Raw genomic sequence first — 16,352 nt, forward strand, 5'->3', positions numbered from 1 at the left:
TCCTTTTCAGGATAGTTTTTCAAAGATTTTGGGTAGGTAGCTTTGAACATCCACACGGATAGGCATAAGATACAGCGAGGCGTTGGGATCGCCGCTGATTTCCTCTATCACTGTGGCTGCCCATGCGGCATTTCCCTCAAGAGAAAGATCATAATCATCGGGGAGAGGAACACCATTTTTCTCCCTCCAGTAGATGAGGCTTTTTTCGGAAAGGATGGGTGTGACTCCCCACCATACAGAAAGTCCCTCACATGCCCGATGATAGGTCGTGAGAAGCTTCTTGTCAAAAAACGGCTGGGTCAAAAAAGCCTTTGCTCCTGCAAGGATTTTTTTCTCCACGTATCGCATCTCTTTGGCAATATCCTGTCGATACGGGTCTATAGCCCCATACAAAACAAAATCATTCTCCCACATACGCAGACCCTCAAGCAGTTCCACGGAAGTCATCCCCTGTTGACCATCATCCCGTTCATCTCCCTGGACGACGAGCAGGTGACGTATTCCACGGTTCTTGAGATCCGTGGCAAAATCTTCTACCCTATCGGGCAAAATATCCGAGGCTCGAATATGAACAATAACAGGATACTGCCCATTAACCCATTCAAAAGCCTCCCAGCTCCTCGTTGGCAGGCGGGTTAAATCAGGTATGTTTACATAACTAATCTGAGGAATATGCGTTCTGGTCCAGAGGATTTCTTGTTCAAAATCTTCTCGCTTTCTTGGCACCAATTCAAGTGAGATTTCCATGGTTTTCTCCGTTTTTCATCCAGAGCATAAACACCTCCAGTGTATGTTTTTTGAGAGGGAGTGTTTGGTATTTTACCTCAGAGAAACCCTGAGCCTTGAGAAGGTTTGTAAGTTCTAAGGGGTCAATCCCGAGCCAGTGATCGTGGTAAACCTCCTTAAGCATCTTTTCCTCGTGAGGGAGAAAATCGACGACCACCAGATGCCCATGAGGCTTGAGAACCCTTGCCATTTCCTGTGCCCAGCGCTGGAGAGTGGGAAGATGATGAAGGGTAAGATTGGCTGTGGCGAGGTCGATTTCACCATCTCTGAGAGGCAGGTCCTCGATATCGCCATAACGAAATTCCACCCGGGGCTCCTCTATAAATCGTTGCCTGGCGAGTGCCATCATCTGGGTTGAGTTATCGATGCCAATTACCCAATCTGCGTAATGAAGAAGAGTTGACAGGCTGTCTCCAGCCCCACATCCCAGATCAGCACACCGTTGAAAATGTCCCATATCCTGGAGTACCATATCCAGAGGATCCATCTCTCCTAAAAGCTCAAGTCGAAGACGTTGCCAGCGAAAAGCCACATCATCAAAAAATTGCTGGGTTGCCGTCTTTTTTTGTTCTTCCCACAGGCGAGCAGACATGGCATCCTCTTCGTATACAGGATCGCTGAGCATTTCGAGAGTGAGCTTGAGCCACGTATTGTCCTGCCACACCTCTCCGAGTCGATAATAGGCCCATAATCCCTGACGTCGTACCTTTACCAGATTTGCTTCGTTTAATATGCCAAGGTGACGGGAAATTCTCGATTGTCCTACACGAAGAATATGAACAAGATCATTGACACTCCATTCGTGGAGGGTGAGTATCTTGACAATTCGCAACCTGGTCTCATCTGCAAGTATGCGTAGCCACTGACGATCGAGTGCCTGTTTCATTATATCAATATATCCAGATATAGTGATATTACAGTATACCATACCGAGAAAAAATTTGCAAGTTTTTGAAAGAATTCTGCAAAAAAGGAAGGTTATTGGGAAAGGCTTTTTGAATTCAGGAAAACACAACAAAACGTTTGTGGGAGGAATCAAGAGCATCCCTGTGTGAAAGATGTTTTCCATGCTTGGCAGTGTATACTTAATTGTGTCTGGTAGGAAAAAGATAACCTCCTGTGATAATATAAATAAAACTATCACAGGAGGCCAGATATGATTGAGACGAAGAATATTTTAGAGCTATTCAAACCAATTGTCAAGGAAGTATTAGAGAGTATGTTAAAAGAGGAAAGAGAGATTTACCTGGAAAACAATCCTCCCACAAAAGGCAATGGCTTTTACGAAAGGGATTTAAAGACAGCTTTTGGCGAGCTTACAGCCATACGTGTTCCAAGAACAAGGGATAATGGATTTAAATGTGCCCTTCTTCCCTATCGCAAACGTATCACAGAAGACTTAGATGCATTAATCAGGGCTATGTTGATATCAGGAATGTCAACAAGGAAGATAGCAGAAGTTTTAAAAGAGCTTTATGAAATAAAGATTTCTTATGCTAACATCTCAAGGATAAGCCAGGTAGGCATAGAAGAGATTCAGAAGTGGCGTAGTCGCCCTCTCATGGAAGAATATGCCGTGGTATTTCTGGATGCTATGGTGTTTCCTATCAAGAGAGATAGGGTAGAAAATGAATCAATATATGTAGCTATAGGCATTACACCTGAGGGAAGACGGGAGATTTTAGGATACTACCTGCCAGGAGGCATGGAAAGTGCTTATAACTGGCGGGAAATTTTGCTAGATATAAGAGAAAGAGGTGTCAAACAGATTCATTTTATTGTCTCTGATGGCTTAAGTGGTATGAAAAACGTCATAACAGAGATATATCCCCACGCAAAGTATCAGCCCTGTGTAGTCCATGTCATGAGAAACATACTGGCTAAAGTGAGAGTTCAACACAGAAATATCATTGCCACTGAAATAAAAGAGGTATTTCATGCCAAAGACAAACAGGAGGCAGAACAATTGTTTATGAAATTTACACAAAATGGAAAAATATCTATCCCAACTTAATGAATAACCTCTTGACAATAAGAGAGAATATATTCACTTACATGGAATTACCTGAAGGAATACGAAGCATGGTGTATACAAACAATGCCCTGGAAAGACTCTTTAAAGAACTTAAAAGGAGATTAAAAACAATGGAAATGTGTCAAAGCGAGGCTTCAGTTGAGAAATATCTTTACCTGTTATTAAGATACCAAAATGAGAAGTTCTTAAAAAGAAAGTTAAAAAATTGGGAGTATTACTTTCAACTCTATCGTGAGCAACACTCATACACCAAAGAAAATATTCACAGCGAGGTTATCCTATGACTAGACACAATTTTCTTGACACAATGCCATGCTTTTTTCAAAACCCAAAAATAATAAAATAGCGAAAAAAGCTATTGACACAATGGCTATTGTACTCTATAATAAAGAAAGACGAGAAATAGATAAGGAGTTCTCATGGCACAGACTCACAAAAAGGTTACCATTTATGACGTTGCCAGGCTTGCCGGTGTAACGGCAGCTACTGTGTCTCGTGTTATCAACGGCAAAGCGAATGTTGCCCATGAGACAAGAGAAAGGGTGCTCAAGGCTATTGAGGAGCTTAACTATTATCCCTCCCCCCTTGCCTCCGGGCTTCATTCTCATCAATCCAATCAGATAGGGGTTCTCGTGCCGTTTTTCTTTGGTGAATTTTTTTACAAGGTACTTTCCCATATTTCTCAGGTGATACCTTTCCCTTATGAGTTGGTGCTTTATGACGCAGCTACCCCGGAGATCAAGACCCACACTCTTCAGAAGATTTTCGGTGAGAAAAAACTGAACGGTCTCATTGTGATTTCTCTTCCCCTTCTCAAAGAAGAAGCTTTTCTTGCCATGCAGTCAGGGCTCCCCCTTGTGCTCCTTGATAATGTACACCCCTCGTTTCCCTCTGTTTACTTTGATAATGTGATGGGGATGTTTCATGCCACCCAGCATCTTATCAAACTGGGACATAGGCGGATTGCTCTTATCAATGGTGCCCATGAAGATCCCTTTCATCTTGAGGTAGCAAAACATCGGCACGAGGGATATCGACTTGCCTTTGATATGGCAAGGATACCCTTTGATCCGGGGATTATGTTTGTCAATGACTGGTCGAGAGCTGGCGCAAGATTTATTGCTCACAAGATTCTCAAGATGAAAAACCGACCCACGGCTATTATGTGCACCAGTGATCTCCAGGCGATTGGTGTTCTGGAAGCGTGTAAGGAAGCGGGTGTGGCTGTGCCGGAGGAGATCTCAGTCATGGGATATGATGATATGGATTTTGCCGACTTTTTTGGTCTTACGACAGTGCAACAGTCTTTTCAAACGATTGCTAAAATAGCCCTTGATATGCTTATGGAGCGGATAAATCAACCCGGGAGTAAGCCTGAGAAGGTTGCGCTCATGCCTACCCTTATCGTGAGGAAAACCACACGAGAACTGGTTTAGTCATTTGCCGAGCTTTCTTTCTTGATATTTTCTCTTTTTTTCCGATATTTTTTTTGTTAGGCAAGAAAAAGGAGTATTTCCATGGAGCGATTGTTGTACACCCTTTGCTGGAATCTTTTGGTGTTGATTTTTGTAGTGACAGGCTGTTCTTCAAGTACCCTTCCTCCCTCAGATCCTCTCGAAGAAAAGATGCCTGTCCTTCGCGTTCTTATTATGGAAAATGTAACGTCTTGTATGGTTTCTTTTCCCTCGAGTTTTGTGTTTCAGAGTGGGAATTATCAGGAAACAGGACGGGGAAGGGTAAGTCTTTCTATTGAGAGCAATTACCTTGTTATTAATGGGGTTTTTCTCCAGGATTCCTCCTGCCGTTTTGTGACGGAGGGTTTCCGCACCCGGCAAGGAAGTTATCGAGGAAATCTTTTTGTTCTCTTGACAAACTCGCAGATTCTTCTCATTAACGAGATAGATATAGAGAACTACCTCTACAGTGTGGTGCCTTCTGAAGTTTCTCCAGAATGGCCCAAAGAGGCTCTCAAGGCTCAAGCTGTAGCTGCAAGAACCTATGCTCTGTACGAAATGGTCAATAGTCGGCAGAAAAATCTTCCCTTTGACGTGTATGCTGATACCAGATCCCAGGTGTATAAAGGAGATTCTGCTGAACACCGTTCCACCTCACTGGCCGTTGATGAAACTCGCGGGGAGGTGATTCGTTACCAGGGGAGGATTATTCCGGCATATTTTCATGCCTCCAGTGGAGGTTTTACGGAAAACAGTGAAGAGGTTTTTGGAACTCTCTGGCCGTATCTTCGTTCTGTTCCTTCTCCTTACTACAAAGTCTACCCTCAATACGAATGGAAACTAGAGGTCCCTCTTTCCACTCTTTCAAAAAAGCTCGGGATGGCTTCCATCAAGCAAGTGGAAGTGGTGGAAAGAACCCCATCTCAGAGACTGAAGCTTGTCCAGTTTACCGACGAAGCAGGGCGCATACTTAAGGTTCCAGGGACTAACCTTAGAACGATGCTTGGGTATACCGCTATGAAAAGCACGCGTGCCAACATTCGTCTTGAAGAGGAGAAACTCGTTATTTATGGGGTAGGGTATGGGCATGGGGTAGGGATGGCTCAGTGGGATGCGTATGGTATGGCGCTCGCGGGCAAGTCGTATAGGGAGATTCTTGGTTTTTTCTACATCGGCACACAGATTGATAGACTCTGGTAAAACTACAAATCGGTGTTTGTGGGTGAGCTTTTTTTGATTTTTGGTAGAGAAACGAGATCCTTTCGGTGCGTCCAGATAAGTATGAGCCAGTTCAAAAGAAAACCTGCGAAAAGCTCCCATTCTTTCCAGATACCGAAGAAATACCCTGCAACAAGGTTGGCAAAGCAAAGCACCATGACTATCCAACTGTCAGAGGCAAGAAAAAATTTGAGAACAAAGGTGACTATGCCACCACTTGCAGGAATAATTCCAAGGGTGACAGCACCCCATACCCCAAGGGTCGCGGCAACAGCTTTTCCCCCACGAAATCCAAGAAACGGAGAGAGATGGTGTCCCATAACAGGGCTGAGAAGGATGAGAACAAGCCACCATCCACGGATACCGAGGATATGGTAGGCCAGGGTGGCAGGAAGGGCTCCTTTTCCTATCTCGAGAATAACTGCAAGCACTCCTACCATACGGCCTCCAGCACGAAAGACATTGGTTGCTCCAGGATTGTGGTCTCCATAGTGGCGAACATCCTTTTTAAGAAAAAGTTTTCCCAACCAAACAGCAAAGGGCAGACTCCCTATCAAAAATCCCCCAAGAGTGAATAGAACAAGTTGAGATATTCCCATTTTGCCTCCTTACAGAGAATCAATCTCTTCAAGTTTTTGTTCGTACCATTTTTGCTTTTCTTCTACCTCGGTGGCGAGATTGTAGTAATCTTCATAGGCTTTTTGGAGTTCTTCGTCTATTTCTTTAAGGGATTTTCCATAAATGCGGAGGTTTTCGGCATGAGAGGTGGCAGAAGCTTCCAGTAAGAGAGTGTGAAAATGGTTTTTTTTCTCTTCGAGAGAGATGATGTATTGTTCGAGGGTTTCCAGTTGCTTCTGGAGAGGTCGTAACAGTCTGGACTTTTCCTGCACAATCTCTGCCCTTTTTTGACGGGTATTTTTTTTCACTTCTTGTGGGGGTGTTTTCTTGTCTTCTGTCTCCCATGCCCAGCCAATTTTTTCCAGGAAATCATCATAGGTTCCTTCGAATATGCGCACCTTTCCTTCATCAAAAATGATGAATTTTGTTGCCAGGACCCGGAGGAAACTTTCATTGTGGGTTACAAGGACAATTCCCCCGGGAAACTGGTCCAGGGCAGCGAGAAGAGCATCAGTAGCGTCCATATCGAGGTGGTTGGTGGGTTCATCGAGGAGAAGAAGATTGGCTGGTCTGGCAAGAAGCTTTCCTAAAAGAACCCTGTGGCGTTCTCCCCCTGAGAGAACCTTGAGAGTTTTTTCGGCAAGTTCCCCTTCAAAAAGCATAAGACCGGCAATCGTTCTTGCCTGTGTGCGGTCCCGATTTTCCATGGCCGTGAGAATTTCTTCCTCAATAGTGTGGTCGGGGTGGAGTTTATCCACTTCTGATTGTCCAAAGAAATGCGTCACAGCTTGTGGGTGGTAAGAGATGGTGCCTGTCCAGGGTTTTTTATTGCCCCGCAAAACCTCAAGAAGGGTGGTTTTCCCCTGGCCGTTTCGGCCCACCACTGCCACACACTCACCCTTTTCTACGCGAAATGAAAGCTTTTGAAAAAGTGGCCTGTCATAACCAAAAGAGAGGTTTTCTACCTCGAGGAGAATCTTGGCTGTTGTTGTTGCATAGGAAAAATGAAAGTCAAGTTCAGGAAGTTTTTCAAGTTTTTCTTTTTTTTCCATCTTTGCAAGCATGCGGGCTCGAGATTTGGCCTGACTGGCAAGACGGGCTTTTGCCCGGAAACGGCTGATAAAGAGCTCTATCTGCTGACGTTTCTTCTCCTCGTGGATACGTGTTTTCTCATACACTTCTTCTTCGAGGGCAATTTGCTGGTACATTTTCTCTGTTTCTCCCTCCATTTTGCGCGCTCGTTGACGATGAATATACAGGGTGTGGGTAATAATGTCATCAAGAAAGTCTCTATCATGGGAGATAACGACCAGCTCTCCTTTCCATCCTCGAAGAAGATTCTTAAGAAAACGGATGGAAACAATATCCAGGTAGTTGGTTGGTTCGTCGAGGAGTAAAAGATTTGGTTCAGCTATCAACACACACGCCAGAGCAAGTCGCATCTGGTATCCTCCCGAGAGCTGATCTGGTGAGAGAGTTATCATCTCCTGGCTAAATCCCAGTCCATGGAGAAGTTTCTCAGCCTGGTAGCGTGGTTTTTCCTCCCCCGGGATGTGGTGACAGAGTTCTTCTACCACGGTAGAAAAATGCCAGGTGTGGTGTTGTTTGAGATATCCCACCCGATACTCTCTTGGGAACACTACTCTCCCTGTGTCTGGTTCTTCCTCTCCTGCTAGAATGCGGAGTAATGTGGTTTTCCCACTTCCATTGCGACCACAGAGACCTATCCGTTCCCTGGGATGAATGGTAAAAGAAACCCCTGTAAAGAGTTTCTGTCCTCCATAGGACTTGGAAACATTTTCTATTGCTATCATTGGTTACCTCTAAAAAAAGGCTGTCCTTTTTCAGGACAGCCCCTTCAGTATGAGAAGAACCATAGGTTTTATCCCATCAAGGCTGTCATCAGAATCGATGCCACCAGAGCAAGAATTGCGTAAAACTCCGGAAGAGCCGCCATCACCAGACCAGGTACCAGCGTGTTATGGCCAGAACCAATAGCTGACGCACTGGCAGCACAAACCTTACCCTGATAGATAGCTGAAACCAGACCGGCCAATCCAAGCATGATGCCGGCAGCGAGCATCACGGATCCCTGGAGTAGGGTCAATTCAGGCTTCATATAACTCTGGTAGAAGAAGAAACCCACAAACCCGTAGATACCCTGGGTTGAGGGTAGCACCGAAGCCACCAGAAGGGTACCAAAGGCATCTGGTCGTTTCTTCAGTGAACCAATAGCTGTGCTTCCACTAATGACAAGTCCCATAGCTGAACCTACGCCAGGCAAACCCACCATCAAACCCAATCCAATACCTCCAAGAATCAAAGCCAATGTGTTTTCCATATCCTACTCCTTTTCCATGTATTCTCTATGTCGAAATGGCTCATACCGTCGTCCACCACCCTGATAATCCATGGTTTTAAAAAATTCCAGAAATGTGAGTCGCAAAGGATGAACAAAAGCACCCAGGAGTGCCAGAGCCAGATTGAGCCCATGTCCTACCACAAGGATAAGAATCATACCCACCCAGTTCAGTATACCAGGATTATCCCCACGAGCCATGAGCGCAATCTGGTTGAAGGCACTTCCCAGCATACCACCAGAGAGTCCCAGAGCAAAGAGACGAATGTACGAAAGAATGTCTCCCGGGAGACCGGTTACGGTGCCATACAACTCCCACAGTCCCAGAAGAGGTCTCATCCAGAGTTTGTTCTGGGGATTGTTAAAGAGCAGGATAAGCACCACCCCGGTGAGTGCCAGGATATTCCCGGTGAGTAGAGGCTGGGGGAGAGCATCCACCCAGGACCGTATGGTAAATGGGCCAACTGCATATCCTTCGGGGAGGAGTCCTGCGATCATGGAAATCAGAACGCCCAACAGAAGTGAGAGTGTACCCAGAGGGTGGAGAGCATACACAAACCCTTCCATTCGTATCTTGTTTATGACCTTTACAATAAGCCCAATAGAAAGCTGCAGCACACCAAGCATCAGAGAGAATGCCATAGCATCGTTGATGTTCGCAAAGAATACGGTGGAGCACAACTCGGAAGGGAGTACCCCTGTTAATTGAATCCCGAAGAAACTATTGAGTATCCAACCCGAGATCATCGTGGTCAGACTAAATACCACTCCTAACCAGGCAAGCCTGCGAGCATTTCCCCTCGTGAGAAGTACCAGAAGAAGGGTAATAACGAGCATGATCGAACCATAACCGAGATCTGCCATACAAAGACCAAAGAAAAAGGCAAAAAAAGGAGCAACCAGGGGAGTGGGATCTATCTCGTAGTATGATGGTACACTGTGAAGCGAAAGAATTGGCTCAAAGAGACGACTAAAGGCATTGTTACGGAGAAGTACAGGCACACTTTCGCCCGGTTGGGGATCCTCGATGAGGTAAACAACGGTGTAAGACTGAAGCAGAGCTTCAATTTTTGTCCGTTTGCGTTTGGGAAACCATCCCTGGAGAAGGCGAACCGTTCCCTCTGCTTCTTCGATGGCTGAAACCTCAGCAAGCCTGTAGGAAAGTTTATCCTCAATAGAAAGTTTTTCTTTTTCAAGGAGAGGAATTGCCGAAAGGAGTTGTTCGAGTTCAACATAGTACTCTGAGAGGGTTCCTTCACGGACGGCAATCTCCTTTTCGAGCATTTCCATTGAGAGGGGTCTATAGGCAAGCTCATAGGGTTTGAGAGCATCGATTTCCTCTCCTGCAGGGGTGATAGCCACGAAATATACGGTTTTCCCGATCTGGTTGATCTTTTCCACAGGATACTCAGCAGAAAATTTCTTAAAAGCGGACTCAAGAGCCACATAAAAACGGATGGAAAGACCTAAAGACTCGAGTTGTGCTTTGTCTTCCGGTCCAAATTCGCCCCAGACGGAGATTTCTTTCAGAGTTCTCTCCATACTTTGAATCTCGGCCTGGAGGTGCTGGATCTCTTCATTCCTCTTGAGAATACGTTGGGCAAGCGAGAGAGCATCCTCTGTTATTGTTTCCTGGGCAAGTTTTTTGTCTGGTTTGAGGTAGCTTTTGAGGATCTTGAGAGCATCATCGAGGAGTTTTTTGTTTCTTTCCAGGTTTTGAAGTTCCTCATCATCCGTGGTGATGGTTTCAATATGAACAAGTCCAAGATTCTGGAGATCAACAAGAAGCCTTTCAATCTCCTGATGATAGATAAAGCACGAGAGTTTTTGCATTTTTTCGACCATGTCAGGCCTCCCCACCCTCGATGACTTTTTGTTTGGTAATTTTCTGAGCTGATTTCTCGAGGTTGTCCACATCCTCCAGGAAGCGCTTGATCTTTCGTATAGCCTCTTCATACGCCGGGATCTGGACTTTTTCATAAAGGTTTACTTTTTGTGTGGTTTTACGCCGTGCGTATTCGAGGATCTCCATTTTTCGCTCGGTCACCTTGAGCCTGGAGAGGATACGAGCCAGCTTCTCCAGCTGGTTAATTCCTTCCGTGTACCACATCGGCGTAAGAAACAGGGAGTAGGGTTGGACTTTGAGCTTTACATTCGAAAACTCTGGTGTCTTAACCCCGGCGATCTTCTGAGTCGTGAGGATTATCTCCTCAAGCATGACAAGAAGCTCAGGAAATTCAACCCATAATCGGACATTTGCTTCCATTTCAGCAAGTGTTTGATGAAACTCAGCGTTGATCTTTTCTTTTTCTTCTTTGAGGTGTTTTACTGTCAGACGAAGGGCTGTTTCCTTGCTTTTGAGCGTCGGCAAGGCATTCTGGCGGATCTTGATCTGTTTCTGCAGGGCCTGCATGGCCAGCTTGTTAAACTGATACTTGATCGCCATAGGTTATTTTCCTTTCCAGTACTTATCCATGAATTCTTGTTTGATACCAACTTCGTTTCGGTTAAAGTATTTAGCAAAAAGTTCCCATGCTGTATCAAGCATTTCGTCTACAGCAATATTCACATCAATGGCAAGAAGTTTTTCAGAGTATTCTCTGGCAAACTGGATACAACGCTCATCATAATCGGTAAGGTCAAAACCATTGTCTCGTTTGGTCTTGGCATTGGCAGCATCTGCGTAGAGACGGACGGCAGCGTTCATCACCTGGGGGTGATCAGGGCGAGTTTTCTTTCCGATCACAAGCTGCTTGAGACGGGAGAGGGAGCGGAAAGGATCAACGATTACCTTGTTGATGTCACTGTCCTTTCGCAGGAAGAGCTGTCCTTCGGTAATGTATCCTGTGTTGTCGGGAATAGCATGGGTGATGTCTCCACCGGAGAGGGTGGTTACCGCGATAATGGTGATAGAACCTCCCGAAGGAAATTGAACGGCTTTTTCGTATATCTTGGCGAGATCTGAGTAGAGAGATCCTGGCATGGAGTCCTTGGAGGGGATCTGGTCCATCTTGTTGGAGACGATCGCGAGAGCGTCAGCAAACAGGGTCATATCGGTAAGAAGTACGAGGACTTTTTCGTTTTTGTCTACAGCAAAGTATTCTGCTGCCGTCAGAGCCATATCCGGGATGAGGAGTCGTTCCACCGGTGGCTGATCAGTGGTGTTAACGAAAGAGACAATCTTATTGAGAGCTCCGGCGTTGTCAAAAAGATTTTTGAAGTAGAGGTAGTCATCGTTTGATAACCCCATACCCCCAAGGATGATCTTGTCTGCTTTGGCTCGGAGGGCGACATTTGCCATGACAATGTTGTAAGGTTGATCAGGATCGGCAAAGAAGGGAATCTTTTGTCCCGTTACCAGGGTATTGTTGAGGTCGATACCCGCGATACCTGTGGCAATGAGTTCTGAGGGTTGTTTTCTTCGGACGGGGTTTACCGAAGGAGACCCAATCTCTCGTTCTTCTCCTTCGATCTCAGGGCCACCATCAATCGGTTCACCGTATGCGTTAAAGAATCGGCCGGCCAGCTGATCTGAAACCTTGAGTTTGGGTGGCGCCCCGGTAAATACCACTTCCGCGTTGGTTCCGATCCCTGCTGTTCCCTGGAAAACCTGGAGAGTAACCTCGTTGCCTTGAATTTTTACCACCTGGGCTGGCTTGCCATCCACATAAGCCAGTTCCTCATAACTTACACCCTCAGCGATTAGCGTACATGTTGCTTTGGTGATTTTGCTTATTTTCGTATAGATCTTTTGAAATGCCTGCCCGCTCATGCGTTTTTCCTCCTTTCTGCGATAGCTTCACGGAGTTCTTTCTCATATTGCAAAAATTTCTCCTGTTTGAAAGGGCTGTAGTTCATCTGTTTCATGATATTGATAAGCCGTTTGAAGTAGGAGCCAACCTCTTCAAAGGAGTTAAATTCAAACTCACTCTCGAGTATTTCGGTGATAAGATCCAGCATGTACTTTTGACGTTCAAGTGGTGTGATGGCATCAATTTCGTCAAAGGCATCCTGTTGATAAAGGACAAAATCAATGGTCTCTGACTTCCAGTACGTGACATGATAGTCAATGGGCACACCATCATCACCGAGAATAGTGATTTGATCGTACGCTTCCTTGCCCCGGAGTGTCCAGTTTCGAGCGTTGTATACCTTGGAAACCCAGTCCGAACCGAGACGTTTGTTGAGGTATTCTTGAATTTCTGGATATTCAAGGTATTTGGAGTAACTCTCTATAGGGTCAATGGCAGGATACCGTTTGGAGTCTGCTCGTGCCTGTGCCAGAGCATAAAAACAACGAGCGGCTTTTTTAGTGGATTCTGTGACGGGTTCTTTGAGGTTTCCACCGGCAGGAGATACCGTTCCGATAAAAGTGACCGACCCTGTTTGACCATTGTTCAGGTAAACCATCCCAGCGCGAGCGTAGAAGTTGGAGATGACCGCTGGCAGATCCATGGGGAAAGCATCAGGTCCAGGAAGTTCCTCGAGACGGTTGGACATCTCACGAAGGGCCTGCGCCCATCGGGAGGTTGAGTCTGCCAGAAGAAGGACTTTGAGTCCCATGTTACGATAGTACTCAGCAATCGTCATAGCGGTATAGACAGAAGCCTCACGAGCTGCAACAGGCATGTTGGATGTGTTACAGATGATAGTTGTTCGTTCCATGAGTTTACGCCCTGTCCGTGGGTCAATAAGCTCAGGGAACTCGGTAAATATTTCTACCACTTCGTTAGCACGTTCACCGCACGCTGCAATGAGAATGAGATCAGCCTCGGCGTTTTTGGAGATGGCGTGCTGGAGCACTGTTTTACCACATCCAAAAGGTCCAGGGATAAAGCCTGTTCCTCCCTCTGCCATAGGGTTAAAAGTATCTATAATACGAATACCTGTTTCAAGAACCTTAAATGGGCGAGGTTTTTCTCTGTAACAACGGAGTTCCTTTTTAACGGGCCAGCGCTGAACCATGGTGACTTCAGTGGTTTCACCTTCGTCGTTTTCGAGGGTAGCGATAGTATCTTTTACACGATAATTTCCTTCGGAAACGATGGATTTTACTTTCCATTTACCTTCAAGCTTGAAGGAAACCATGATTTTGTGATCAATCCAGTTTTCCTTGACGGAGCCAAGCCAATCTCCCGCCTGGACAGTGTCACCTACCTTGACGATAGGCTTGAAATCGTATCTCGCTTCTTTGTCAAGGGGTTCGGTGTATTCACCACGGCGGAGAAAGATCCCCTGTTTTTTATCAAGATCATTCTGGAGACCGTCAAAGTTTTTGGAGAGGAGACCCGGGCCAAGCTCTACTTCGAGCATGTGACCGCTAAATTCTACCTCCGTACCCACTTTGAGCCCACGGGTGGACTCAAAAACCTGCACATACGCAATATTACCCGTGATTTTGATTACTTCGCTCATCAGGCTGGCATCAGGCATCTTAATAAAAGCGATCTCGTTCTGAGCTACAGGACCATCCACTTCAACCGAGACCAGGTTGGCGATAATACCTTTTACTTTTCCTTTGACCATTATTTCCTCCCCTTGTGGATGTCGAATTCATGTGAAAAGGTTATCTTGGACTGTATGGAAGATACAAGTTTTTCCAGTTTTTGTTTGCCGTCGGGGGCACTCAGAGAAAGCCAGCGAGTAGCAAGAGCAAGCCGCAGCACATAGCTATAAACATCGTGGGCAGAAAACATTTCCAGGGAGACACGCTCCTCCAACCATTTCCATTTTACTTCGTCAAAGAAAAGTTCCATCTCAAGAAGACGTCCACTCTCGTAAAGCTGGCTTGCTTTTTCAATAAAGTTGAATTCCCCACCTACTCCAAAATCCGGGGAGGAGCTTCGTCTCATCAGATCGGCAAATTCTCCCACGGGAAGCATAGAACGTTCCATCGGTTTATGGAAACGACGGGCAACAAGCCCTGATTTGATGTTGCGAAGATGTGCCTCAAATTCATAGTACTCTCGTACAAAGGGATCATGAAAATCATCGAGATGTTCGTAAAGGAGAATAGTGAGTTCCTCTTCGGGAAGATACTCGGGGTAGAGACGACGCTCATTGTTGTAAGCAAACCAATACTCGGCAAGAAAAGGGAGAAAGCTATCACTGTCTTTCATGTTTTCTTCGAATTCTTCCTGGGTGTAATAAGCGGGGTAACGATAGATGAAGTCTGGTTTGCCATAATGAGCGGCGTTTGCGATATCATTGAAAAGAAAAAGTTGACGCAGCCCTTCAAAATCCTCGTGTGACATTTCCTCACGACAGAGCTCCCAGACCTCTTCGAGAGTATTGCCGATTTTTTCTGCATCAAGTACAATATCATGGAAGCTGGAAACAAGGTAGTAGTACTGCACTACTTGCCTCCAAAGAGAATCTCTTTTGCCTGGGGTTTAAGAAACGACTGGAAGAATTCGAGAAAGTCTTTCTCAGTGAAAGAAAGAAGAAATGTTCCATCTTTTGGCCCAATTTTGAAGCCTCCTTCCATGCGGGATTCAAATCGAAGTTCCATACCTTGTTCGAGGAGTTTACTTGCTCGGGACTTGAACCAGGAGAGGAGCTTGTCTTTTTGTTTCTCTGGCAGAACAACGGCAATATCAAGACTTCCCTGGTCAGTTGTCCATTTCTGCGCGAGGGTAAGAACAACTTCTCCCAGAATATTTTCATCAGCAAGGGTGTCTTTGATGTTGGGTTTGATTGCCGATTCGGTCAGGATACGAATGATTTCCTGGCGCAGGCTTGCCATAGCCTGGTCTGAGGCCATCTTCACTTCGGAGAGAGTGCGTTGTTTGAGATGTTCTGATTCTTGCTCTGCTTTGCGAAGGATCTGCTCAGCTTCTTTTTTTGCTTGCTCAACGAGGAGCTTTGCCTCTTCCTCAGCTTTTTTTATGATGATCTGGCCTTCTTTACGGGCCTTTTCGAGGCCTTCGTTGTAGATCTTTTGGGTGAGTTCTTTGAGCTTGCCTTCCATAGAGGTTTTCCTCCCGGATTTTATTTGTTGTATTATAAATCTTTTTAGAATTTTTGTCTATATTTTAGGAGATTTTTTTTTGGAAAATGGAAAATAAAAGAAAAATAAATGTAAACTTGGTAAAATTTGTTGATTGTGTCGAGTAAAACGAGAGAGAATCTCAAGAAAAGAAAAAATTTTTAAGAAAAGATGCATTTTTTTTTCTTTTTCTTTATACTTACCTTTGTAAAAATATTGTGTGATGGAAAAGGAGGCTAGAGATGGTTATCCTGGAGTATTTCCAACAGGGTGGACCAGTAATGTATTTTATCCTTGTGGTTTCGATTGTGGGACTTGCGGTTTTTATTGAGAGAGTGCTTTTTTTCCGTCAGGTTCGACAGAATGCGAAGATTATTCAGGAAAAGATGCGCGAGAAACTCAAGGGGAGACGGATAGATGAGGCTATAGCCGTCTGTGAAAACTATCCGGGACTTGCGGCTAATATTATTCGCGCCGGACTGACGCAATACAACAAGAGTCGTGATGAGATTGAAAAGGCAATGGATGATGCGGCTGTTTATGAGCTTCCCAAACTGCATCGGAATGTGCCTGTGCTCGCGACGGTGACGAGTGTTTCAACCCTTTTGGGACTTTTGGGAACGGTGCTCGGGATGATTATCTCGAGTACGGTGCTTTCTACGCAGGGTATGAATAATCCCTCGAAGCTTATCGGGGGTATTGCTCAGGCGCTTATTACGACAGCGTATGGGTTGATTGTGGCCATCCCTGCTCAGGTGGCGTATAACTATATTGTGGCTCAGGTAGAGAGTATTATTTCAGATATAGAGATATCGACGACGGAACTGATCCAGCTTTTGAAATCAAAAGCGGAAGATACATCGCTTCCTCGCTGGTAAGTTGTCTTGATATGAT

At 45.3% G+C, this 16,352-nt stretch carries 14 protein-coding genes and 1 pseudogene; 4 read left to right on the forward strand and 11 right to left on the reverse strand.

The features are described from left to right. Positions 1-6 precede the first annotated feature (6 nt). Complete coding sequence (locus KDW03_RS05315) at positions 7-747, reverse strand: methylenetetrahydrofolate reductase (RefSeq protein ID WP_271436350.1); 741 nt, start codon at positions 745-747, stop codon at positions 7-9. Further along, entirely contained in the window at positions 731-1,672 is a 942-nt protein-coding gene (locus tag KDW03_RS05320; protein WP_271436351.1) for an ArsR/SmtB family transcription factor, read from the reverse strand. Before KDW03_RS05320 ends, KDW03_RS05315 begins: the two co-directional genes overlap by 17 nt. A 318-nt stretch (positions 1,673-1,990) precedes the next feature. On the opposite strand from KDW03_RS05320, the pseudogene KDW03_RS05325 reads away from it, so the two are divergent. The 3 genes and pseudogenes from KDW03_RS05325 to KDW03_RS05340 form a co-directional block, all read left to right on the forward strand. Beyond that, a pseudogene (locus KDW03_RS05325) lies at positions 1,991-3,105 on the forward strand (IS256 family transposase); the annotation flags it as partial. A 135-nt stretch (positions 3,106-3,240) separates the two neighbouring features. Beyond that, entirely contained in the window at positions 3,241-4,257 is a 1,017-nt protein-coding gene (locus KDW03_RS05335) for a LacI family DNA-binding transcriptional regulator (RefSeq protein WP_271436354.1), read from the forward strand. 81 nt (positions 4,258-4,338) lie between these two features. After that, complete coding sequence (locus KDW03_RS05340) at positions 4,339-5,475, forward strand: SpoIID/LytB domain-containing protein (RefSeq protein ID WP_271436355.1); 1,137 nt, start codon at positions 4,339-4,341, stop codon at positions 5,473-5,475. Between the two features lie 2 nt (positions 5,476-5,477). Here KDW03_RS05340 and KDW03_RS05345 read toward each other — a convergent pair whose 3' ends face one another. The 9 genes from KDW03_RS05345 to KDW03_RS05385 all read right to left on the reverse strand — a co-directional run bounded on the left by KDW03_RS05345 (position 5,478) and on the right by KDW03_RS05385 (position 15,440). Next, positions 5,478-6,092, reverse strand: a complete 615-nt coding sequence (locus tag KDW03_RS05345) for a glycerol-3-phosphate acyltransferase (RefSeq protein ID WP_271436356.1) — start codon at positions 6,090-6,092, stop codon at positions 5,478-5,480. 9 nt (positions 6,093-6,101) lie between these two features. Further along, on the reverse strand, positions 6,102-7,925 hold the full coding sequence (locus tag KDW03_RS05350; protein ID WP_271436357.1) for an ABC-F family ATP-binding cassette domain-containing protein: 1,824 nt from the start codon (positions 7,923-7,925) through the stop codon (positions 6,102-6,104). 68 nt (positions 7,926-7,993) lie between these two features. Then, complete coding sequence (locus KDW03_RS05355; RefSeq protein ID WP_271436358.1) at positions 7,994-8,452, reverse strand: hypothetical protein; 459 nt, start codon at positions 8,450-8,452, stop codon at positions 7,994-7,996. 3 nt (positions 8,453-8,455) lie between these two features. Further along, positions 8,456-10,315: a V-type ATP synthase subunit I gene (locus tag KDW03_RS05360; RefSeq protein WP_271436359.1), complete on the reverse strand. Its 1,860-nt coding sequence runs from the start codon at positions 10,313-10,315 to the stop codon at positions 8,456-8,458. A gap of 1 nt (position 10,316) precedes the next feature. After that, complete coding sequence (locus tag KDW03_RS05365) at positions 10,317-10,916, reverse strand: V-type ATP synthase subunit D (RefSeq protein WP_271436360.1); 600 nt, start codon at positions 10,914-10,916, stop codon at positions 10,317-10,319. A gap of 3 nt (positions 10,917-10,919) precedes the next feature. Further along, on the reverse strand, positions 10,920-12,242 hold the full coding sequence (locus KDW03_RS05370; RefSeq protein ID WP_271436361.1) for a V-type ATP synthase subunit B: 1,323 nt from the start codon (positions 12,240-12,242) through the stop codon (positions 10,920-10,922). Then, the gene (locus tag KDW03_RS05375) at positions 12,239-13,996 is read right to left on the reverse strand and encodes a V-type ATP synthase subunit A (protein WP_271436362.1); all 1,758 of its coding nucleotides are present in this window, start codon (positions 13,994-13,996) and stop codon (positions 12,239-12,241) included. The genes KDW03_RS05370 and KDW03_RS05375 overlap by 4 nt, the downstream gene beginning before the upstream one ends. After that, positions 13,996-14,826 (reverse strand): DUF2764 family protein, encoded by an 831-nt coding sequence (locus KDW03_RS05380; RefSeq protein WP_271436363.1) that lies wholly within the window; start codon positions 14,824-14,826, stop codon positions 13,996-13,998. Before KDW03_RS05380 ends, KDW03_RS05375 begins: the two co-directional genes overlap by 1 nt. Continuing rightward, the gene (locus tag KDW03_RS05385) at positions 14,826-15,440 is read right to left on the reverse strand and encodes a hypothetical protein (RefSeq protein WP_271436364.1); all 615 of its coding nucleotides are present in this window, start codon (positions 15,438-15,440) and stop codon (positions 14,826-14,828) included. The genes KDW03_RS05380 and KDW03_RS05385 overlap by 1 nt, the downstream gene beginning before the upstream one ends. Positions 15,441-15,700: 260 nt before the next feature. On the opposite strand from KDW03_RS05385, the gene KDW03_RS05390 reads away from it, so the two are divergent. Then, positions 15,701-16,336 (forward strand): MotA/TolQ/ExbB proton channel family protein, encoded by a 636-nt coding sequence (locus tag KDW03_RS05390; protein ID WP_271436365.1) that lies wholly within the window; start codon positions 15,701-15,703, stop codon positions 16,334-16,336. Positions 16,337-16,352: the final 16 nt, after the last annotated feature.

Origin of the sequence: Thermospira aquatica, assembly GCF_023525255.1 — a bacterium.
Taxonomy (GTDB): domain Bacteria; phylum Spirochaetota; class Brevinematia; order Brevinematales; family Thermospiraceae; genus Thermospira; species Thermospira aquatica.